Raw genomic sequence first — 21,248 nt, forward strand, 5'->3', positions numbered from 1 at the left:
CCCCGCGCGCGCGGGGGGGGGGGGCCGTGGGCCCCCGCGCGGGGGGGGCCCGCGCCCGCCGCCCCCCCCGACGGGATCGGGCTGGACGTCGTGACCGTCCCCGGCGACGTGACCGACCCGGCGCACCGGGACGACCTGGTCCGGGCCGTGGAGGCGGCGGGCGGGATCGACCTGCTGGTGAACAACGCGGGCACGCTCGGCACGACGCCGCTGCCGCGCCTCGCCGACCAGCCCCTGGACGATCTCGAGGCCGCGTTCCGCACCAATGTCACCGCGCCGCTGGCGCTCATCCAGGCGTTCCTGCCGGGGCTGCGCGAACGGGGCGGGGCGATCCTCAACGTCAGCTCAGACGCGGCGGTGAAGGGCTACCAGACGTGGGGCGGCTACGGCTCCACGAAGGCCGCCCTCGAGCAGCTCTCGCACGTGCTGGCGGCCGAGGAGCCGGGCCTCGCGGTCTGGTGGGTCGAACCCGGCGACATGCGCACCGACATGCTGCGCGCCTCGGGTGAGGACGCGGACGCCGCGCCGCCGCCCGAGGAGGCCGCCGCCGCCCTGCGCACCCTGATCATCGGGCGCCTCCCGAGCGGCCGTCACCGCGTCGCCGACCTCGCGGAAAAAACCATTTCGGAAGGGACTGCACAATGACGACTGTGCTGGAACCCGAAACCCCCTCCGAGCCGTCCAACGCGACCCTCATCGCAGACGCCACCCGTACGGAAGCCGCCGCCCGTACGGAAGCCGCCGCCCGTACCGAAGCCGTGATCGACCCGTCGCCGGAGGGCGTCGCCGAGGAGGGCACGGGCGGTGTCTGGAGCGGCAGGATGCTGATGCCGACGCTCGGCGTCGTGCTCGTCGTGACGCTGCTGGCGTTCGAGGCGATGGCCGTCGGGACGGTCATGCCGGTGGTGGCGCGCGACCTGGACGGCCTCTCGCTGTACGGCTGGGGGTTCAGCGCGACGCTGATCGCGAGCCTGCTGACCACGGTGCTCGCGGGCGGCTGGGTGGACCGTTCCGGGCCGTCCCGGCCGCTGATGACCGGGCTGGCGCTGTTCGTCGCGGGACTCGCGGCCGCCGGGGCCGCGCCCACCATGTGGATCTTCATCGGGGCGCGGACGCTGCAGGGGCTCGGCACCGGCATCGCGATGGTCGCGGTGTACGTGCTGATCGCCCGCGTCTACGTCGAGGAGCTGCGGCCGCGCGTGTTCGCGGCGCTGGCGGCCGCGTGGGTGCTGCCGGGGCTCATCGGCCCGGCGGTCGGCGGGCTGGTCGCCCAGCACGCCGGATGGCGCTGGGTGTTCCTGGGACTGATCCCGCTGGTCATCCCGGCCGCGGCGATGCTGGTCCCGGCACTGCGGGACGTCCTTCCGAGCGAGCGGGCGGCGGGCCGGACCCCGGCCGCCCGGTACGTGGCGGCGGTCGCCGTCGCGGGCGGCGCGGGCGTGCTCCTGTACGGCTTCGAGCACCCCGGGATCATCATGGCGCTCGGCGTGGCGGCCGGACTGGCGGGGCTGGTTTTCGGTCTGCCGAAAATGCTCCCGGCCGGGACGCTCCTGTTCCGGCGCGGGCTGCCGAGCGTGGTCCTGGTGCGCGGCCTGCTGTCGGGCGCGTTCTTCGGGATGGAGGTGTTCATCCCGCTCGCGCTGACGAGCCTGCACAAGTTCAGCCCGGCCGAGGCGGGCGTCGTGATGACCCTCGGCGCGCTCGGCTGGTCGGGGGCGTCGCAGTTCCAGGGCCGGTCCAAGCGGCCCCGGCAGTTCTTCGTCCGGCTGGGCGCGGTGCTGGTCACGATCGGGATCGCGACGGCAGCCGTGGCCGTCCAGTTCAGCGGATGGGCCGCCGCGCCCGCCTGGACCATCGGCGGCGCGGGCATGGGCTTCGCGCTCAGCAGCCTCAGCGTCCTGATCCTGAACAACTCGCCCGAGGAGGAGCAGGGCGTCAACTCGTCCGCGCTCCAGATCGCCGACAACCTCGGATCCTCGCTGTTCGTCGGCGCGGCGAGCGCCCTGGTCGCGGCCATCGGCACCGACCGCCTCGGCACCGGCCTCGCGGTCGCGGGCGTCATGATGACCGCCCTCGCCTCCGTCGCCGTCATCGCCGCGACCCGCCTCACCCCGCGTCCGACGTCCTAGCCGGACTCGACGCGCCACATCGCGTCAGGAAGCGCCTCCTTCCTTCTCCCGGTCCCCGTCTATCAGCGAGGGCCGACCCTGGAGTTCGTCATGTCCGAAACCCTGGATTTCGCTCTTCCGGCCGACCTGGAGGCCCACGAGCCGCCCGAGGAGCGCGGACGGACCCGCGACGGCGTCCGGCTGCTGGTCGGGCGGAACGCGACCGGCGCGGTGACCCACCACGCCTTCCGCGACCTGCCCGCCCTCCTGCGGCCCGGGGACCTGCTGGTGGTCAACACGTCCGCGACGCTGCCCGCGGCCGTCCGGCTGGACCGGCTCGCCGTGCACTTCTCCACGCCCGTCCCCGACCTGGACGGCCCCGACTCCGGCCGGGACTGGCTCGTCGAGCTGCGGCGGCGCTCCGGCAAGGGGAGCCTGCCGTACTACGGCGGCAGCCCCGGAGAGTGGATCCCGATGCCGGACGGCGTGACGCTGACGCTCGTCCGGCGGCACAGCGACCGGCTGTGGCACGCCCGGCTCAGCACCCACGTCGTCCCCTACCTGCGGCGGAACGGGGTTCCGATCAGGTACGGCTACGTCCGGCGGGACTGGCCCCCAGCCGCCTACCAGACCGCGTTCGCGCTCGACCGGGACGACGGCGGGGCCGAGATGCCGAGCGCGGCCCGCCCGTTCACGCCCGAGCTGGTGACCGGGCTGGTCGCGCGCGGCGTCCTCGTCGCGCCGCTCGCCCTGCACACCGGCGTCGCGTCCCCGGAGGCGCACGAGCCGCCGTACGCCGAGCGCTACCGCGTCCCCGAGCCGACCTGGGACCTCGTCGGGCACGTCCGTGATCACGGCGGACGGGTGATCGCCGTCGGCACCACGGTCGTCCGCGCCCTGGAGACCGTCGCCGCGGGCGGTCCCCTCACCGGCTGGACGGAGCACGTCGTCACTCCCGAGCGCGGTGTCCGGGTCGTGAACGGCCTGCTCACAGGCCTGCACGAGCCCAAATCGTCCCATCTGATGATGTTGACCGCGATCGCCGGACGCCCGCTTCTGGCCGACCTGTATGCCGCCGCCCTCGACGAGCGTTACCTTTGGCACGAATTCGGTGACCTCAATCTCGTCCTGCCTGACTAACGCGTGAACCCCGGGCAGGACCGGCTGAACGCTCGGCGTCCGCATGGTGGACGTCACAGACGGGCGCACGGAACGGCCGGTACCGTGGTGAACAGCATGGACGGCACAGCACAGCGCACGCTCCTCATCACGCTCACCGGCCGCGACCGCCCCGGGGTCACGTCGCGTCTCTTCGCCACCCTCGCCGGGTTCCCGGTGACGGTCGCCGACGTGGAACAGGTCGTGATCCGCGGCCGGCTCGTCCTCGGCGTCCTGGTCTCCTACGCCGACGGGGCCGACATCGGACGGGTCTGGACGGCCGCCGAACGCGTCGCGACGGACCTCGACATGGAGGTCGAGCTGTCCACCGGGCGCGACCGGGCGGTGCCCCGGCGCCGCGGGCGGCTGCACGTGACCGTGCTCGGCGCACCCCTGCTACCCGCCGCGATGGCCGGGATCGCCGGGCGGATCGCCGCGAACGGCGCCAACATCGACCGCATCGAGCGGCTCGCCGGATACCCCGTGACCTGCATCGAGATGGACGTGTCCGGTGCGGACGCCGGCGCCCTGCGCGCCGCGCTCGCCCAGGAGGCCGCCGAGCGGCAGGTCGACGTGGCCGTCCAGCCGGGCGGGCTGCAGCGCCGGGCCAAGCGGCTGATCGTCATGGACGTGGACTCCACCCTCATCCTGGGCGAGGTCATCGAGCTGCTCGCCGAGGAGGCGGGCTGCCTGGACGAGGTCGCCAAGGTCACCGAGGCCGCGATGCGCGGCGAACTGGACTTCGAGGGCTCCCTGCGGGAGCGGGTCGCGCTCCTGGCCGGGCTGGACGCGGCGGCGCTGGAGATCGTCCGGAAGAAGATCGAGCTGGCCGCCGGCGCGCGCACGATGGTCCGCACGCTGAAGCGGCTGGACTACAAGTTCGCGATCGTCTCCGGCGGGTTCACGCAGGTCACCGACGCTCTCGTGGAGGACCTCGGGATCGACTACTCGGCCGCCAACACCCTGGAGGTCGAGAACGGGCGGCTCACCGGACGCGTCGTCGGACCGGTGATCGACCGGGCGGGCAAGGCCGCCGCGCTGCGGCGGTTCGCGCGGGAGGCCGGGATCCCGGTCAGCCAGACGGTCGCGATCGGCGACGGCGCGAACGACCTGGACATGCTCCAGGCCGCGGGCCTCGGCATCGCCTACAACGCCAAGCCGGTCGTCCGGCAGGCCGCCGACACCGCCGTGAACGTCCCGTACCTGGACACGATCCTGTTCCTGCTGGGCATCAGCCGCGAGGACGTCGAGGCGGCCGACGCCGCCGACCCGTCCATCGACTGACACCTGGACGGCGGGGCCACCGCGACTCCGCGACGGTCATGAAAGCCTCCTGAAGGTTTCCTGGACGCGCGAAACGGCCCGGACCCGCCCGATCGCGCCCACCCCGTTCCGGGACGGAAGGTGACCAGATAGACACCGTGCGTCGGTGATGAGCCGGGCGAGACGGTGATCACCCAGGTGAGACGGGGTATACCTCCCTCGGTCCGTCGCGGGTTTCGGGGGGAGCGGTGCCGCGGTGCTGAAGCGCGTCCGGCAGGCGTACGCCTCGATCGGCTCGTTCGGGAGCGAGGCGACGCCCTTCTACGGGCTCTCGGCCGCGCTCGCGGTGACCGCGCCGCTGGTCATCGGGGTGCTGTCCGAACGCGCCGCGACGGGCGCGATGATCGCCCTGGGCGCGTTCCTGGTGGCGCAGCGCGCGCCTGAGGGGCCGTACGGCGCGCAGGCCCGCAACCTCGGCGGCGCGGTCGTGCTGGTGGCGGTCGGCTCGGCCCTCGGCGGGCTGCTCAGCGGGCACGTCTGGCTGTCGGTGTGGGCCGTCCCGCCGGTGGTGGCGCTCGGGTCGGCGGTGAGCTGGATCGGCTCGACCGCGGGCCTGGCGGTGCTGCTGGCGGCCGTCCGCCCGCCCGCCGACGACGTCGTGTACGTCGGATTCCTGGAGCTGCTCGGCGGGCTGCTGTTCTGCGTGATCGTGCTGGCGCCCTGGCCCGCGCGGCGGCTGCGTCCGCTGCGGGACGCCATCGCGGACGCGGCGGACGAGGTCGCCGGGGCGCTCGACGCGGTCTCCCAGGAGATCGGCACCACGGACGCCGCCGCCCTGGACGCCATGGAGATCACCAACCCGGACCTCGCGGCCGTCGTCCACACCGTCGACTGGGACGAGCAGCGGCGCTCCGCCGCCGAGGCCCTGACCGACGCCCGCGCCACCTACGCCCTGTACCGGACGGGCCACGGCCGGAACGAGCCGACGCGTCCGGAGCGCCTGCTGGACGCGCTGTCCCGCATCCTGCACGAGACCGTCGCGCTGCGCGCCCTCGTCGAGGCCGAGCGGGGCCGTCCGCCGGACCGCAACCGCGAGTGGGAGCTGGAGGCGCACGTCGCGATCTCCGCGCTGGCCGCCCGCCTGCGGTTGCTGTCGGGCGCGATCCGCACCGCCGGGGCGTCCCCGCTGGGCGCGCCGCTCGGCGACCTGGACTCGGCCGCGATCCGGCGGCTGGCCCGGCAGAGCGACCGGATCCGCCGCGCCGGGATGACCGGGGAGGAGGACCTGGTCGCGGTCGCGCTGATCGACCAGATCCTGCGGGCCATCGACCGGATCGCGGGCGCCGAGGACTCCGCGCGGCGGCTGGTGAAGGCCGGGCTGCGGCTCGGGTTCGGGCCGCCGCAGCTCCCGACGCCGGACCCGGTGTCGCTCTGGGACCGGATCATCCGGGCCGTCCGGACCCGGTCGCCGACCTTCCGGCAGGTCTCGCGGATCTTCGTCACCGCGTTCGCCGCCATGTCGATCTCGGCCGCGCTGAGGCTGGAGCACGGGCAGTGGATGGTGATCACCGCGATGCTCAGCCTGCGCGGCACCTACGGCGAGACCATCGACCGGGTCATCGAGCGCGTGATCGGCACCGGCGTCGGGTCGGCGATCGCGGCGGTGCTGCTCACGCTCGCCCCGGACCAGCTCTCCACAGCGGCGATCGTGTTCGTGTTCGCGCTGGTCGCGTTCACGGTGCGGCAGATCACCATCACCTACTGGTTCCTGTTCGGCACACCGCTCGGCCTGATGCTGCTCGACTTCTCCACGCCGTCCAACTGGGTGGCCGCCGGGGAGCGGATCGCGCTCACCCTGGCGGGCGGCGTCCTGACCGTCCTCGCCGTCCGGCTGCTGTGGCCGATGGGGCACGCCGAGCGGCTGCCGCGCCAGCTGCGCGATCTGCTCCGCATGCACGCCGACCTGGTCCGGGCGACCGCCGAGGTGGTCGTCGGCGAGCGCGAGCAGCTGCCGCACGACAAGATCGTCACCGCGGAGGAGAGCGCCGGGGAGGTCGCCGAGACACGCACCCTGCTCGGCCGCGAGCGGGTCCCGGACGACCGGCGGATCCGCGAGCTGCGCGGCGCGATCGCCGCCGCGCACCGGATCCGCGACCACCTCATCGCGGTCGGCCGGATGACCCGCGAGCGGGAGGTCGACGCCGGTCCCGTCCCGGAGATCCTGGACCGGATCGCCGACCTGCTGGAGGAGTCGGCCGCGGCGATGGCCGACCCGGCGCCCGACCCCGCGGCGGCCGAGGGCCCGTCCACCGAGGAGCGGCTGGACGAGGAGTTCGCCGACCTCGACGACCACCTGGCCGCGATCGCCCGGCGCCGCCGCGAGGAGGTCAAAGGGGGTGTCGGGCCGGACGACTTCACGCCGCTGCGGCACACCCTGCTGGAGGTCTCCGGCACCCGGTACGCGCTGCGCTCCCTGCGCCGCGACACCGACACCCTGGTCGGCAGCGCGCTGCACGCCGCCCTGCCCACCGAGAGCGAGCCGAAGCCGGCCCCGGGCGCCGAGCCGAAGCCGGACGAGCGGCTCCAGGAATCCCGCTAGGGCGTGTCTCAGAGTCGGCGCCCGTGACCCAGTAGGGCAGGTGGCTTTGAGACACGCCTAGGAGCGGTTCAGCTCTTGGGGTCGCGGTAGGTCGTCAGGTCGCCGGTGCCGGCGCGGACGGCGCTCCAGGCGTCCGGCAGCTCGATGACGGCGAGCGAGCAGGTCGGGAATCCGTCCGGCGCCTCGTCCGGGGCCAGGTCGTGGATGAGCTGGTGCACCGACGGGTTGTGCCCGACGAGCAGCAGCGTGCCGGTCTCGTCACCCGCCTCCCGGACGAGCTGGAGCAGTTCGTCGGCGTCGTTGGCGTAGATCAGCGGCTCGTACCGGACGTCCGCGTCGATCTTCAGCTCGTCGAGGGTCTGGCGGGTGCGGACGGCGGGCGAGCAGAGCACCAGGCCGGGCGCGTGGCCGCCGGCGCGGAGCCACTCTCCGGCGGCGGACGCGTCGCGCCGTCCCCGTCCGGTGAGCTCCCGGGCGGCGTCGGCCTTCCCGAAACCGTCCTCGGCCTTGGCGTGCCGCAGCACGATCAACGTGGGCATGTCCCGGAGCCTACGGCGCGACCATGTAGGCGAGCAGGAAGAGCGCGCCGATGATCGCCAGCATCCCGACGAAGACGAAGGTGAACCCCTTCGGGCCGGACAGGGTGGACTTCTCGCCGCTCAAGGCCGCGCCTCCCGCAGATCGGTGTGGTGTCGTACAAGCGTACGGCCGCCCCTCCGTGCCCCGGCTCCAGGGCCGGGCCACGGCCCGTCCACCCGGCCGGACCACGCCCCGTCCGGAAGGCCGACGCCTCCGCCCGGCCAGGCCACGGCCCGTCCGGCGCCCGGACGCGAAGCACCCCCGCCCGGGCGAGCCGGACGGGGGCGCCAGACGGTCTCAGCCGGTCACTCCTTCGCCGAGGGGTCGGCGGCGCGGGACGCGCCGTTGGACTCGGCCGCGGCAGGCTCTCCGCCGCGTCCGACCGACGCCTCGGTGGCGGGCCCGGGCACGGAGGGCGTCCCGGCGGACGCCCGGACGCTCCCGGACGCGCCGTCCTCTACGGCCCCATCGGCCTCATCGGCCTCGGCCATCTCGCCGATCGGGTCGGCGCGGCGCTTGGACACGACGATCGCGGCGACGACCACGGCGATCGCGACCAGCGCGACCACGACGCGCAGCAGGGTGTTCCCGGCGTAGCGCACCACGGCGTCCGCGACCAGCAGCGCGACCAGGTTCATCACCTTGATCAGCGGGTTGATCGCGGGGCCCGCGGTGTCCTTGAACGGGTCGCCGACGGTGTCGCCGATCACGGTCGCGGCGTGCGCCTCGGAGCCCTTGCCGCCGAGCTTGCCCTCCTCGACGAGCTTCTTGGCGTTGTCCCAGGCGCCACCGGAGTTGGACAGGAACACCGCCATCAGCACACCGGCCGCGATCGCGCCGCCCAGGTAAGCGCCGAGCGGCGCGTAGCCGAGCGCGAACCCGACCGCGATCGGGGTCATGATCGCGAGCAGTCCCGGAGTGGCCAGCTCGCGCTGCGCGTCCTGGGTGCAGATCGACACGACCCGGTCGTAGTCGGGCACCTCCGTGCCGTCCATGATCCCCGGACGGGTCCGGAACTGGTTGCGGACCTCGACCACGACCCGTCCGGCCGCCCGGCCGACCGCCATGATCGCCAGTCCGGCGAACAGGAACACCACGGCCGCGCCGATCACGAGACCGATCAGCACGTTCGGGTTGTCGATCGACAGCGAGAACACCCTGAAGTCGCCGAGCGCGGACCTCGCCGAGGGCGAGGCGTGCCCGAGCGCGTTCACCACGGTCGTCCGGAACGAGCCGAACAGCGCGGTCGCGGCGAGCACGGCGGTCGCGATCGCGATGCCCTTGGTGATCGCCTTGGTGGTGTTGCCGACCGCGTCCAGCCGCTCGAGCACGGCGGCGGCCTCGCCCTGGACGTCGCCGGACATCTCGGCGATGCCCTGCGCGTTGTCGGAGACCGGGCCGAAGGTGTCCATGGACACGATCACGCCGACCGTGGTGAGCAGGCCCGTTCCGGCCATCGCCACGGCGAACAGCGCGACCGTGGTGTTGCCGAAGCCGAGCAGGAACGCCCCGTACACGGCGGCGGCGATCACCAGGGCGGTGTAGACGGCCGACTCGAGGCCGAGCGAGATCCCGGAGAGGATCACGGTCGCGGGGCCGGTGCGAGCACTTCCGGTCACCTCCTTGACCGGCTTGCGGTTGGTCTCGGTGAAGTAGCCCGTGAGCAGCTGGATCGCGCTGGCCAGCACGATCCCGATCACGACGGCCCCGAGGGCGACCCAGCGCGGGTCGGCGTCCAGGCCCCGGATCCTCGGGTCGGTCACGCCGTGCAGGTCGGCGAACGAGGACGGCAGGTAGGCGAAGGTCGCGATCGCGACCAGCACGGCGGAGAAGATCGCGGAGATGAAGAAGCCGCGGTTGATCGCCGACATCCCGGACCGGTCGCCCGCGCGCGGCGCGACCGCGAAGATCCCGACGACCGCGGTGATCACGCCGATCATCGGGACGATCAGCGGGAACACCAGGCCCTCGTTGCCGAACGCGTTGGTGCCGAGGATGAGCGCGGCGACCAGCATGACCGCGTACGACTCGAACAGGTCGGCGGCCATCCCGGCGCAGTCGCCGACGTTGTCGCCCACGTTGTCGGCGATCGTGGCGGCGTTGCGCGGGTCGTCCTCGGGGATGCCCTGCTCGACCTTGCCGACCAGGTCGGCGCCGACGTCGGCGGCCTTGGTGAAGATGCCGCCGCCGACCCGCATGAACATGGCGAGCAGCGCGGCGCCGAAGCCGAAGCCCTCGAGCACCTTCGGCGCCTCGCCCTTGTAGGCGAGGACGACCACGGCGGCGCCGAACAGGCCGAGCCCGACGGTGAACATGCCCGCGACGCCGCCGGTGCGGAAGGCGATGCGCATGGCCTTGCGCTCTCCGCCGTCGGCGTCCCGGGCGGCGGCGGCGACGCGCACATTGCCGCGCACCGCCAGCCACATGCCGGTGAAGCCGGTGACCGCTGAGAACAGCGCCCCGACGACGAAGAAGACCGACCGGCCGATCCGCTCGCCCGTGCTGTCGGCGGGCAGCAGGAGCAGCAGGAACGGGATCACGACAACGAAGATGGCGACCGTGCGGAACTGGCGTTTCAGGTAGGCGAGCGCGCCGACCTGGACGGCCCTCGCGATGGACTGCATCTTCTCGGTGCCCTGGCCCGCGGCCAGGACCTCCCGTACCAGTCCTGCGGCGACGGCCAGTGCCAGCAGCGCGACCACGGCGACGACGACCACCAAAGTGAGGTCACCGCCGCCGAGACTGACGTCCGCGGCTTTCGCAACGGCCGGGCTTGACAGGGAAAGCCCAGACATCCGTCCTCCTCGACAGGGGCGTGGCGATCCGGATCGTCCATTCGGACGATCTTTACCGCGTACCCCGCGAGCGGCCGGTTCAATGTCTCCGAGGAGGGACGGGCCCCCTGCACCCCTCGGCGGCAACGCCGAATCAGTCACTGCGCACGGCTACGCGGGTGCCGGGAGTGTACGCAGGTGGCGACGGGTTTGAGAAGACCGTCCGAGACCTCCCGGAGGCGGACTGGAATGGCAATACCCGAGGGCCCGGGATTTGCTCGCGTCCGCCCCGGTCCGTCCGTCAGGGCTGGTCAGACGGGTAAGCTTTCTCTTACCTCATAGCCATAATTGCGTCACGTACTCCCCGGGAACCCCACGCTTCCCAGTTATAGGCATCCGAAATCGACAATTGACCTCCGGCCGTTATTCGAACGCCGCGAAGATCGACAAGGGAACGATCTCATAACCGTTCCTCCCATGCGCAACATGAGCCTCCGAGTTCACGCGTGTCACGAATTCGGCAGGCGCACCGTGACCCGGAGACCACCGCCCGGATTCGGTGAGGCGACCGCCGTTCCGCCGTGCGCGCCCGCCACCGCGCGGACGATCGACAGCCCGAGGCCGCTGCCCCGGTCCGACCGCACCCGCTCCGCGCCCAGCCGCCGGAACGGCTCGAAGATCGTCTCCATCTCGTAGGCCGGGACGACCGGACCGGTGTTGGTCACCGCCAGCTCCGTCCAGCCGTCGTGCACGCCGGTCATCACCCGGCACGTCCCGCCCTGGTGGTTGTGCCGGACGGCGTTCTCCACCAGGTTCTGGACGAGCCGTTCGAGCAGCACCGGATCGCCGTCCGTCGGCGCGGGGGCGAGCTCGCCGCGCACCGTGACGTCCCGATCGGCCGCCTCGCCGTTCGCGGCCGCCGCGAGGTCCACCACATGCTCGGCGACGTCGGCGAGGTCCAAGGGCGTTCGCTCGGTCACCTCGTTCTCGCCGCCCGCGAGGGTGAGCAGGCCGTCGATCAGCCGCTCGTGCCGCTCGTTCACCACCAGCAGCGACTCGCCCAGCCGCCGGACGTCCTCGGACGCGCCGCGCCGCCGCACCGCCACGTCCACGAGCGTCCGGTTGATCGCGAGCGGGGTGCGCAGCTCGTGCGAGGCGTTCGCGACGAACCGGCGCTGCCCGTCGAACGACCGGGACAGCCGGCCGAGCATCGTGTCGAAGGTGTCGGCCAGCTCGCGCACCTCGTCGCGCGGACCGTCGTAGCCGATCCGCTCGGTCAGGTCGTGGCTGCGCGCGACCCGCCGGGCGGTCTCGGTGATCCGCTGGACGGGCCGCAGCGCCCGGTCCGCCATCAGCCAGCCGAGCCCGAGCGCGACCAGCGCCACCAGGCCGAGCGCGATCGCCCCCTGCGTCAGCACCGACTCGAGCGTCGCCTTCTGGAAGTCGTTCGCCGCGCCGCCGACCCGCTTCTGCTGAACCAGGTAGGCGGTCTTCATCCCGAGGTTGCCGCTGCCGACGACGCCGCTGCCCTTGCCGCCGACGCTTTTGCCGTCCACTCCGAGCACACCGCCATCGATCTTGAACACCGACTTCTGCGGCTTCTTGGCGGCCACGTCTCGCTGCATGAGCACCAGCGGATCCGGCGTCCCGCCCACAACGGACTGCGAGAGCCGCAGCGGATCCGGGCCCGGCACCGGCGCGCGCCCGTCCATCGCCTGCGCGGACGTGTAGACCTGGTTCATCAGCTGCCCGCGCGGCCCCTGCAGGCTGTTCTGGACGAGCACGTAGGTCACCGCCAGCAGGACGATCCCCGCCGCGACGAACATGCCGCCGTACAGCAGGGCCAGCCGTGCGCGGATCGTCGGCCTCATGCGGATGGTCGCGTTCATGGAATCCGGTACCCCACTCCCGGGACGGTCTCGATCACGCCAGGTTCCCCGAGCTTGCGCCGCAGCTTCATCAGGGTCACCCGGACGGTGTTGGTGAACGGGTCGGTGTGCTCGTCCCACACCTTCTCCAACAGGCGCTCGGCGGACACGACCGTGCCGTTCGCGCGCAGCAGTTCGGCGAGGACCCCGAACTCCTTGCGCGCCAGGTGGACGTACCGTCCGTCCCGGAACACCTCGTGGTGGGACGGGTCGAGCCGGATCCCCGCGCGTTCGAACGTCGGCGGATCGGCGGGCCTGGCACGGCGGCCCAACGCGTGCACGCGCGCGAGCAGCTCCTCGAACGCGAACGGTTTCGGCAGATAGTCGTCGGCGCCGAGGCTCAGCCCCTCGACCCGCGAGCGCACGGACGAAGCGGCGGTCAGCATCAGCACCCGCACGTGCGCCTCGGAGCCCGCGACCGCTCGGCACACCTCGTCGCCGTGCACGACCGGCAGGTCCCGGTCGAGCAGCAGCACGTCGTAGTCGTTCACGCCGAGCCGCTCGAGCGCCGCGTCCCCGTCGTACACCACGTCCACCGCGATCGCCTCGGCGCGCAACCCCTCCGCGATCGAGTCGGCGAGCATCCGCTCGTCCTCGGCCACCAACACCCGCACAGCCCCGCCCTCCCCGCCCGGCGCATCGCCGCGTCCTCGGACGAGCCTGTTGGATCACGCGTAATGTCCGCATAACGCGAAGGGGTTACGACCGGGTTACCGGCCACCCGCTGGACTTCTCGTCGATCGCCGGGAACGACCCGGCGCGGACGAGGAGACGACGATGCGGACCCCACGGATCGCCGGCCTGCTGCTGGTACCCGTTCTGGCCCTCGGCCTCGCGGCCTGCGGAGGCGGCGGCTCCGACAACAAGCTCGCCAACGAGGCGGCGAAGAAGGCCGACAACACCACCAAGATGCGCGACTTCGCCAAGTGCATGCGCGAGCACGGCGTCAACATGAAGGACCCGGACGGCGACGGGAGGATCACCGTCATGCAGACGGCCGGCCCGAAGGGCGCGGACGTCAAGCAGCAGATGGACTCCGCGCAGAAGGAGTGCCAGCACTTCATGCCGAACGGCGGCAAGCCGCGCAAGGCAAGCCCCGAGGACCTCGACAAGATGCGCAAGTTCGCCCAGTGCATGCGCCAGCACGGCATCGACATGCAGGACCCGGACCCGAACGGCGGTCTCATGCTCCGGGCGAGCAGGCCGCCCGGCCAGGGCGGCGAGAAGGGCAACAGCAGCCCCGAGGACGACCCGAAGATGAAGGCCGCGAACCAGGCGTGCCAGCAGTTCCAGCCCGGAGTCAAGAAGTGAGACGGTCCCGCTCGATCATGCTGGGCGTCCTGGCCGTGGCGGCGGTCGGCGGCGCCGGCCTCGCCACGGCCGGGCTCGGCGGCGGGGGCGGGCACGGACCGGCCGGAGGTCCGAGGGTGCCCGCGACCGCCGCCGTCGAGCGGACGACGCTCACCGAGACGCAGAAGGTCGACGGCACCCTCGGCTACGGCGACACGACCACGCTGTCGGCCCCGTCGAACGGCTCGGGGGGCGGCGGGTCCCACGGCGGAGGCGGATCGTCCGGCGGGACGGTCACCTGGCTGCCGTCGCCGGGCACGAAGATCTCGCGCGGCGAGCCCGCCTACCGCGTCGACAACCGTCCGGTGCCGCTGCTGTACGGGAGGATGCCGCTCTACCGCACCCTCAAGGACGGGGTCTCGGGCGCCGACGTCCTCCAGTTCGAACGGAACCTCGCCGCGCTCGGCTACGGCGGATTCACCGTCGACAAGGAGTACACCTCGTCCACCGCCACCGCCGTCAAGCAGTGGCAGGAGGACATGGGCATGGACGAGACCGGCCAGATCACCCCCGGAAGCGTCGTCGTCGCGCGGGACGAGCTCCGCGTCGCCGAACGCCGCGCGCAGACCGGCGGCCCCGCGTCCGGCCAGCTGCTCACCTACACCGGCACCACCCGCGTCGTCACCATCGACCTGGACGTCAAGTACCAGAAGCTCGCCAAGGTCGACGCGGGCGTCACCATCGACCTGCCCGACGGCGGCTCCACCAAGGGGACGATCAGCTCGGTCGGCAAGGTCGCCACCCAGGCCCGCGCCGACGCGGCCACCACGGTCAAGGTGACCGTCGAGGTCGGCCGCCAGCGCGCCCTCGGCTCCTACGACAAGGCCCCCGTGGACGTCTACCTGACCGCGTCGAAGCACGCGTCCGTGCTGGCCGTCCCGGTCGGCGCGCTCGTCGCCCTACCGGGCGGCGGCTACGGCGTGCAGGTCGTGTCCGGCGCGTCCACCCCCGTCCGGACGGTCAAGGTGGACACCGGCGTGTTCGCCCAGGGCCAGGTCGAGGTCAGCGGCTCCGGAATCACCCCGGGCATGAAGGTGGTGGTGCCCACATGAGCCTCCCCAACGAAACCCTCCCCTCCATGACGACCCGCCCCGAACGGGTGATCCCGCCGGGAACCGAACCGGGCATGACGGCGGACGCGCCCCACTCGCCGGACACATCCCCTCCACCGGAGGCATCCCCTCCACCGGACGTGTCCACTTCGCCGGACGGACCGGCTCACACCCGTGACGGGCGGCCGGGGTTCGCGGTGGTCGAGCTGCGCGAGGTCACCAAGTCCTATCCCGGCGGCGTGACCGCGCTGGACGCCGTCTCGCTGACGATCTCGCCGGGCGAGTTCGTCGCCGTGGTCGGACCGTCCGGATCGGGCAAGTCCACGATGCTGAACCTGCTCGGCACGCTCGACGGTCCCGCGTCCGGGACGGTCCTGTTCGAGGGCCAGGACGTGTCCCGCCTCTCGGACCGGCGGCTGTCGGCGCTCCGCGCCCGCCGCATCGGGTTCGTGTTCCAGCAGTTCCACCTGGCGGCCGGCGTCCCGGCCGTGGACAACGTCGCGGACGGCCTGCTCTACTCGGGCGTCCCGATCTCCCGCCGACGCGCCCGCGCGCGCGAGGCGCTGGAACGCGTCGGCCTCGGACACCGCCTCGGACATCGCCCGCACCAGCTCTCCGGCGGTGAGAAGCAACGCGTCGCGATCGCCCGCGCCGTCGTCGGCGACCCCGGGCTACTGCTCGCGGACGAGCCGACCGGCGCCCTCGACACCGCGTCCGGCGCGGTCGTCCTGGACCTGCTGCGCGAGCTGTCCGGCGGCGGCACCACCGTGGTCCTCATCACCCACGACCGCGACATCGCCGCCCAGGTCCCCCGCAACATCACCATGCGGGACGGACGCGTCGTCCAGGACACCGCGGAGTCCCCCGCATGACCGCCGCCGACGCACCCCCGCGCCGCGCCCTGCGCCGCCTGGAACGTGGCGGCAAGCGGCCGAAACGCGAGCGGCGGTCGAGACACGGCCTGCGGCCGAAGCGCGGAAGGCGCCTGGAACGGGCCGGACGCCTCGGCGCACGGGACGTCCTGCGCGTGGGAGCGGCCGGACTGCGGACACGCCCCCTCCGGGTCGTGCTCTCCGCGCTGGGCATCGCCATCGGCATCGCCGCCATGATCGGCGTCGTCGGGATCTCCACGTCCAGCCGGGCGCAGCTCCAGGCCACGCTCGACCAGCTCGGCACCAACCTGCTGACGGTCAGTCCCGGACACGACTTCTTCGGCGGGAACGCGGAGCTCCCGTTCACCGCGCCGGGCATGATCGCGAGGATGCCGGACGTGGAGTCCGCCGCCGCCACCGGCAAGGTCCCCGACACGCACGTCTACCGCAACGACCACATCGACCCCGAGGAGACCGGCGGGATCGCCGTCATGGCGGCCGACCTGCGGCTTCCGAGCACGGTCGGCCTCGAACTGCGCTCCGGGACCTGGCTGAACGCCGCGACCGGCCGCTACCCGGCCGTCGTGCTCGGCTCCGCCGCGGCCGACCGGCTCGGCGTCACCGGCGCGGGCGGCCAGGTGTGGCTGGCCGGACGCTGGTTCACCGTCGTCGGCGTCCTGTCCCCGAACGCGCTCGCGCCCGAACTGGACTCGTCCGCACTGGTCGGCTGGGACGCGGCCGTCTCCCGGCTCGGCTTCGACGGCCACGCCACCACGGTCTACACGCGGACCGCCAAGGACGCCGTCGAGCGCGTCCAGAACCTGCTCGCCCAGACCGCCAACCCCGAGTCGCCGAACGAGATCGAGGTGTCCCGGCCGTCGGACGCGCTGGCCGCCGAGCACGCCGCGAACCAGACCTTCACGGCGCTGCTGCTCGGCCTCGGCGGCGTCGCCCTGCTGGTCGGCGGCGTCGGCGTCGCGAACACGATGGTGATCTCCGTCCTGGAACGCCGCGCCGAGATCGGCCTGCGCCGCGCCCTCGGCGCCACCCGGGGCCAGATCCGGCTCCAGTTCCTCACCGAGTCCCAGCTGCTCGCCGCCCTCGGCGGGATCGGCGGCGTGGCCCTCGGCGCGCTCGTCACCTTCGGCTTCGCGGTCGCGCAGCACTGGCCGACGGTCGTCCCGCCCTGGGCCATGGCGGGCGGGCTCGCCGCCACGCTCGTCATCGGCGCCATCGCCGGCCTCTATCCCGCGATCCGGGCCGCCCGCCTCCCCCCGACGGAGGCCCTGACCAGCCCCTGAGGGCCCCTCGCGCACGATCAGCTGTCCGCGACGAGCACGATCAGTCGCGCACGCCGAGCAGGATCTGTCGCGCAACAAGCTCGATCTGTCGCGCACGACGAGAAGGATCTGTCGCGTACGACGAGAAGGCCCCGTCCTCACCTGAGGACGGGGCCTTGTCGCATGACGTCGTGCGTCCGGCTCCGGGGGAAGCCGGTCAGATCGTCGGAGCCGCCGGCCGCTCGGCCGGCCAGCTCATCCTGATCTGGACGCCCTTGGGGGTGTTCGAGATCTCCACGTCATCGGCCAGCCCGGCGATGACGGCGAGACCCAGGTCGGCGTCTCCGGCCAGAGCCAGGGCCGGGATGTCGTCCGGCCGCGGGGCCGAGGGAGGTCCGCCCTCCGCCTCGTCCGCCGGGACCGAATCACTGACGATCACCTGGAAGCGGTGTCCGGTGTCACTCAGCTCGAGCCGCACCGGTTCGTCGGGACAGTGCAGGCGGTGTGCCTCCACCGCCCGCGAGCACGCCTCCCCGACCGCCAGCCGGACCTCGTCCATGATCGCCTCGTCGACGCCACTGCGTCTGGCCACGGCGGTCACGATCAGACGGGCCGTCCTGACGTGGACGGGGAGCGCGCTGAAAGAGAGTTCAACGGTCGCCATCTCTCTGTCAGGCCGCCTACTTGGCGCCCTTGCGCTTCTCCTCGGCCTCGGCGATCGTCTTGTGGATGCCGAAGACCTTGGTCAGCCCGGTGATGCGGAAGATCTTGAGGATGCGCTCCTGGGTGCAGACCAGCTCCAGCGAGCCGTCGTGCGCGCGCACCCGCTTCAGGCCGCCGACCAGGACCCCGAGACCGGTCGAGTCGAGGAACTCCACCTTCTCCATGTCCACCAGCAGGTGGAACTTGCCCTTGTTCACCAGGTCGATCAGCTTCTCGCGAAGCTTGGGGGCCGTGTAGACGTCGATCTCGCCTTCCACGGTGATGACGGTCAGGCCGTCATCGGTGGTGTAGTCGTTCACCTTCAGGTCCACAGGTCCTCCAGCGCCGTGCAGCAAAACTTGCACTCCGCGCGCCCCGATCCCCCGGATACGGCCGGTTTCGGAACGACGGAACTCCGTCGAGATTCAACCACGCTCCGCCGCCCTGGAGGCAGGTTATCGCCTACTGGGGCGAAACTTCGCGCCATCACGTCTGACCTGGTGATCTGCCGGTCATGGCATGGGGAGGCCAGCCTCCGGCGGCGGGGCGTTCTCATCGTTGTCCCCCGGCTGGCAAACTGAAAACCTCATGCCCGGCCAAAGATCTCCCGCGCCCCTGGACCGCCTCCTCGCCGACCCCACCCGCCGTGGGCGGATCACGCATGTCCAGAACGTCCCCGCACGTCAGGGTCGTCGCGCGCCCTGGCCGTCCTGGACGCCGCCGGAGCTGCTCGAGCGTCTCACCGCCGCCGGCATCGAGGCCCCCTGGCACCACCAGGCCGCCGCCGCCGAACTCGCCCACGCAGGCCGGTCTGTGATCATCGCCACCGGCACCGCCTCGGGCAAGTCCCTCGCCTACCTCCTCCCGTCCCTGGCCGCCATCCACACCGACCACACCGTTCCGGCCCCCCGCACCGCCGAGCCGTCCCCCGCCGCCGCCCACGTCCCCGCAACAGCGCAGGACGCGCGCGCCGACGGCGAAACGCCCCAGAGCCGGGCCGCACGCGATGCCGTTCCTATGAACGACAACGAGCCCGCCCCCACCGACGTTCCTTCAACCGGGGACAACGCCTCAGCACGTCTCACAGCGACGCATCCCACCCCCGAAGAGACCGCACCACCGCACGAGCAGCCGACGAACACGCTCCCCCCACCCGCAGGCGAACCCACCGGAGCCGCAGGCGAACCCACCGGGGCCGCAAGCGAACCCACCGGGGCCGCAAGCGAGCCTGCCGGGGCCGCACTCGGACGGGCCACGGGCGAACGCCCCGGCGGCGCACCCGAGCAGACCGCGGCTCAACGTGCCGGGGGTGCGCTCGGACAGACCGCGGGCGGGCGTCCTCGCGGCGCGCGCAAGCAGGCCGCGGGCGAACGAGCCGGCGGCGCGCTCGGACGGGTCGTGGGCGAGGGCACCGTGCTCTACCTCTCCCCGACGAAGGCGCTCGCGGCGGACCAGCTCAGGGCGGTGCGGGCGCTCCGGCTGCCGCGGGTGCGCGCGGCCACCTACGACGGGGACACGCCCCGCGACGAGCGCGGCTGGGTCCGGCAGCACGCCAACTACGTGCTGACCAACCCGGACATGCTGCACCGCTCGATCCTGCCCGGCCACGCCCGCTGGTCGGGGTACCTGCGCCGCCTCCGCTACGTGATCATCGACGAGGCGCACGGCTACCGGGGCGTGTTCGGCTCGCACGTCGCGCAGATCATCCGCCGCCTCCGCCGCGTCTGCGCTCGGTACGGCGCGTTCCCCACGTTCGTCCTGGCGTCCGCGACGACCTCGGAGCCCGCGACCGCCGCGTCCCGCCTCACCGGCCTGGACGTGATCGCCGTGGACGACGACACGTCCCCGCGCGGTCCCGCGACCTTCGCGCTGTGGGAGCCGCCGCTGACCGACCTGCGCGGCGAGCAGGGCGCGCCCGTCCGCCGCACCGCCACCGCCGAGGCCGCCGACCTGCTCGCCGACCTCGTCGTCGAGGACGTCCAGACGCTGGCGTTCGTCCGCTCCCGGCGCGGCGCGGAGTCCGTCGCGCTGGGCGCCAAGCGCGCGCTGGAGGAGGCCGCCCCCGAGCTGTCCGGCCAGGTCGCCGCCTACCGCGCCGGATACCTCCCCGAAGAGCGCCGCGCGCTCGAGAAGTCGCTGCGCTCCCGCGAGCTGGTCGGCCTGGCCAGCACGAACGCCCTCGAACTCGGCGTGGACGTCTCGGGCCTGGACGCCGTCCTGGTCTGCGGCTGGCCCGGCACCCGCGCCTCCCTCTGGCAGCAGGCCGGACGCGCCGGACGGTCCGGGCAGTCCGCCCTGGCCGTCCTCGTCGCCCGCGACGACCCGCTCGACACCTACCTCGTCCACCACCCCGAGGCGATCTTCGGCACCCCGGTCGAGGCCACCGTCCTGGACCCGGACAACCCCTACGTCCTCGGCCCGCACCTGTGCGCCGCCGCCGCCGAGGTCCCGCTGACCGACGCCGACCTCGACCTGTTCGGCCCGACCACCGGCGACCTGCTCCCCGACCTCGTCCACCGCGGCATGCTCCGCCGCCGTCCCGCCGGCTGGTTCTGGACGCGCCGCGAGAACCCGGCCGACCTCGCCGACATCCGCGGCGCGGGCGGCGCCCCCGTCCAGGTCGTCGAGCTCGCCACCGGCCGCCTCCTCGGCACCGTGGACGAGTCGTCCGCGCACACCACCGTCCACGACGGCGCCGTCTACCTCCACCAGGGCGAGTCCTTCGTCGTCCAGACCCTCGACCTGGACGACTCGGTCGCCCTCGTCGAGGCCGCCGACCCCGACTACTCGACCACCGCCCGGGACGTCACCGACATCCGGATCGTCGACGAGCTCCGCTCCACCCCCTGGGGCGAGGCCCGCCTGCACTACGGCACCGTCGAGGTCACCCACCAGGTCGTCGCCTACCAGATGCGCCGCCTCCAGACCGGCGAGATGCTCGGCGAGAAACCCCTCGACCTCCCCCCGCGCACCCTCCGCACCCGCGCCGTCTGGTGGACCCTCTCCGCGGGCCAGGTCGACGCCCTGGGCGACCTCGACCTCGCCGGCGCCGCCCACGCCGCCGAGCACGCCTCCATCGGCCTGCTCCCCCTCTTCGCCACCTGCGACCGCTGGGACATCGGCGGCGTCTCCACCGCCGTCCACCCCGACACCGGCCTCCTCACCGTCTTCGTCTACGACGGCCACGAAGGCGGCGCCGGCTTCGCCGAACGCGGCTACCGCGACGCCCGCTCCTGGCTCACCGCCACCCGCGACGCCATCGCCTCCTGCGAATGCGACACCGGCTGCCCCTCCTGCATCCAGTCCCCCAAGTGCGGCAACGGCAACGACCCCCTGGACAAACAAGGCGCCCTGACCCTCCTGGCCCAACTCCTCCCCCAATCCCCCTAACCCCACCACCCCTACCGCCGAGCACATCCCCAAGCCCCACCAACCACCCCGACAAGAACACAAGCCGCCAATGCGAGTTCCAGCGCCCACGTGAGCCCGAGCGCCAGCAGGCGAGGGTGCCGGTGCAAGCACCGAGGCGGATATGGGCACGGGCGGACACCTGCCGACACGGGTGCCGGTACCGACGAGGGCC

Annotated in this window: 16 protein-coding genes; 10 read left to right on the top strand and 6 right to left on the bottom strand. The window is 72.9% G+C overall.

Annotated features, from left to right (window positions below):
* Positions 1–90 precede the first annotated feature (90 nt).
* The 5 genes from AB0L06_RS10490 to AB0L06_RS10510 all read left to right on the top strand — a co-directional run bounded on the left by AB0L06_RS10490 (position 91) and on the right by AB0L06_RS10510 (position 7,128).
* Positions 91–645 (top strand): SDR family NAD(P)-dependent oxidoreductase, encoded by a 555-nt coding sequence (locus tag AB0L06_RS10490; protein ID WP_500230684.1) that lies wholly within the window; start codon positions 91–93, stop codon positions 643–645.
* The gene (locus tag AB0L06_RS10495; protein ID WP_500230685.1) at positions 642–2,129 is read left to right on the top strand and encodes an MFS transporter; all 1,488 of its coding nucleotides are present in this window, start codon (positions 642–644) and stop codon (positions 2,127–2,129) included. The genes AB0L06_RS10490 and AB0L06_RS10495 overlap by 4 nt, the downstream gene beginning before the upstream one ends.
* A 90-nt stretch (positions 2,130–2,219) precedes the next feature.
* The gene (locus AB0L06_RS10500) at positions 2,220–3,248 is read left to right on the top strand and encodes an S-adenosylmethionine:tRNA ribosyltransferase-isomerase (RefSeq protein WP_500230686.1); all 1,029 of its coding nucleotides are present in this window, start codon (positions 2,220–2,222) and stop codon (positions 3,246–3,248) included.
* 96 nt (positions 3,249–3,344) lie between these two features.
* Positions 3,345–4,550, top strand: a complete 1,206-nt coding sequence (gene serB, locus AB0L06_RS10505) for a phosphoserine phosphatase SerB (protein ID WP_500230687.1) — start codon at positions 3,345–3,347, stop codon at positions 4,548–4,550.
* A gap of 235 nt (positions 4,551–4,785) precedes the next feature.
* Positions 4,786–7,128: an FUSC family protein gene (locus AB0L06_RS10510; protein ID WP_500230688.1), complete on the top strand. Its 2,343-nt coding sequence runs from the start codon at positions 4,786–4,788 to the stop codon at positions 7,126–7,128.
* A gap of 68 nt (positions 7,129–7,196) precedes the next feature.
* On the opposite strand, the gene AB0L06_RS10515 is transcribed toward AB0L06_RS10510, so the two are convergent.
* From AB0L06_RS10515 to AB0L06_RS10530, 4 genes are all read right to left on the bottom strand, one after another.
* Positions 7,197–7,667: a SixA phosphatase family protein gene (locus AB0L06_RS10515; RefSeq protein WP_500230689.1), complete on the bottom strand. Its 471-nt coding sequence runs from the start codon at positions 7,665–7,667 to the stop codon at positions 7,197–7,199.
* Between the two features lie 345 nt (positions 7,668–8,012).
* Positions 8,013–10,502, bottom strand: coding sequence for a sodium-translocating pyrophosphatase (locus tag AB0L06_RS10520; protein ID WP_500230690.1), 2,490 nt, complete (start codon positions 10,500–10,502; stop codon positions 8,013–8,015).
* A gap of 488 nt (positions 10,503–10,990) precedes the next feature.
* Positions 10,991–12,370 carry a sensor histidine kinase gene (locus AB0L06_RS10525; protein ID WP_500230691.1) on the bottom strand — a complete coding sequence of 460 codons (1,380 nt, stop codon included), beginning with the start codon at positions 12,368–12,370 and terminating at the stop codon, positions 10,991–10,993.
* Positions 12,367–13,023: a response regulator transcription factor gene (locus AB0L06_RS10530; protein WP_500230692.1), complete on the bottom strand. Its 657-nt coding sequence runs from the start codon at positions 13,021–13,023 to the stop codon at positions 12,367–12,369. The genes AB0L06_RS10525 and AB0L06_RS10530 overlap by 4 nt, the downstream gene beginning before the upstream one ends.
* 163 nt (positions 13,024–13,186) lie before the next feature.
* Here AB0L06_RS10530 and AB0L06_RS10535 point away from each other — a divergent pair, with 163 nt between their 5' ends.
* The 4 genes from AB0L06_RS10535 to AB0L06_RS10550 all read left to right on the top strand — a co-directional run bounded on the left by AB0L06_RS10535 (position 13,187) and on the right by AB0L06_RS10550 (position 16,984).
* Positions 13,187–13,720 carry a hypothetical protein gene (locus AB0L06_RS10535; RefSeq protein WP_500230693.1) on the top strand — a complete coding sequence of 178 codons (534 nt, stop codon included), beginning with the start codon at positions 13,187–13,189 and terminating at the stop codon, positions 13,718–13,720.
* Positions 13,717–14,811: a peptidoglycan-binding protein gene (locus AB0L06_RS10540; protein WP_500230694.1), complete on the top strand. Its 1,095-nt coding sequence runs from the start codon at positions 13,717–13,719 to the stop codon at positions 14,809–14,811. Before AB0L06_RS10535 ends, AB0L06_RS10540 begins: the two co-directional genes overlap by 4 nt.
* A gap of 140 nt (positions 14,812–14,951) precedes the next feature.
* Positions 14,952–15,683, top strand: a complete 732-nt coding sequence (locus AB0L06_RS10545) for an ABC transporter ATP-binding protein (protein WP_500230695.1) — start codon at positions 14,952–14,954, stop codon at positions 15,681–15,683.
* Positions 15,680–16,984 (top strand): ABC transporter permease, encoded by a 1,305-nt coding sequence (locus tag AB0L06_RS10550; RefSeq protein ID WP_500230696.1) that lies wholly within the window; start codon positions 15,680–15,682, stop codon positions 16,982–16,984. The genes AB0L06_RS10545 and AB0L06_RS10550 overlap by 4 nt, the downstream gene beginning before the upstream one ends.
* A gap of 196 nt (positions 16,985–17,180) precedes the next feature.
* Here AB0L06_RS10550 and AB0L06_RS10555 read toward each other — a convergent pair whose 3' ends face one another.
* Positions 17,181–17,627, bottom strand: a complete 447-nt coding sequence (locus AB0L06_RS10555; RefSeq protein ID WP_500230697.1) for an ATP-binding protein — start codon at positions 17,625–17,627, stop codon at positions 17,181–17,183.
* A gap of 16 nt (positions 17,628–17,643) precedes the next feature.
* A complete protein-coding gene (locus tag AB0L06_RS10560; protein ID WP_026412268.1) occupies positions 17,644–17,997 on the bottom strand; it encodes an STAS domain-containing protein in 354 nt (117 codons plus the stop codon).
* A 256-nt stretch (positions 17,998–18,253) separates the two neighbouring features.
* On the opposite strand from AB0L06_RS10560, the gene AB0L06_RS10565 reads away from it, so the two are divergent.
* Positions 18,254–21,055 carry a DEAD/DEAH box helicase gene (locus AB0L06_RS10565; RefSeq protein WP_500230698.1) on the top strand — a complete coding sequence of 934 codons (2,802 nt, stop codon included), beginning with the start codon at positions 18,254–18,256 and terminating at the stop codon, positions 21,053–21,055.
* The last annotated feature ends 193 nt before the right edge of the window (positions 21,056–21,248 follow it).

This window comes from Spirillospora sp. NPDC052269, assembly GCF_040679435.1.
GTDB lineage: Bacteria > Actinomycetota > Actinomycetes > Streptosporangiales > Streptosporangiaceae > Spirillospora.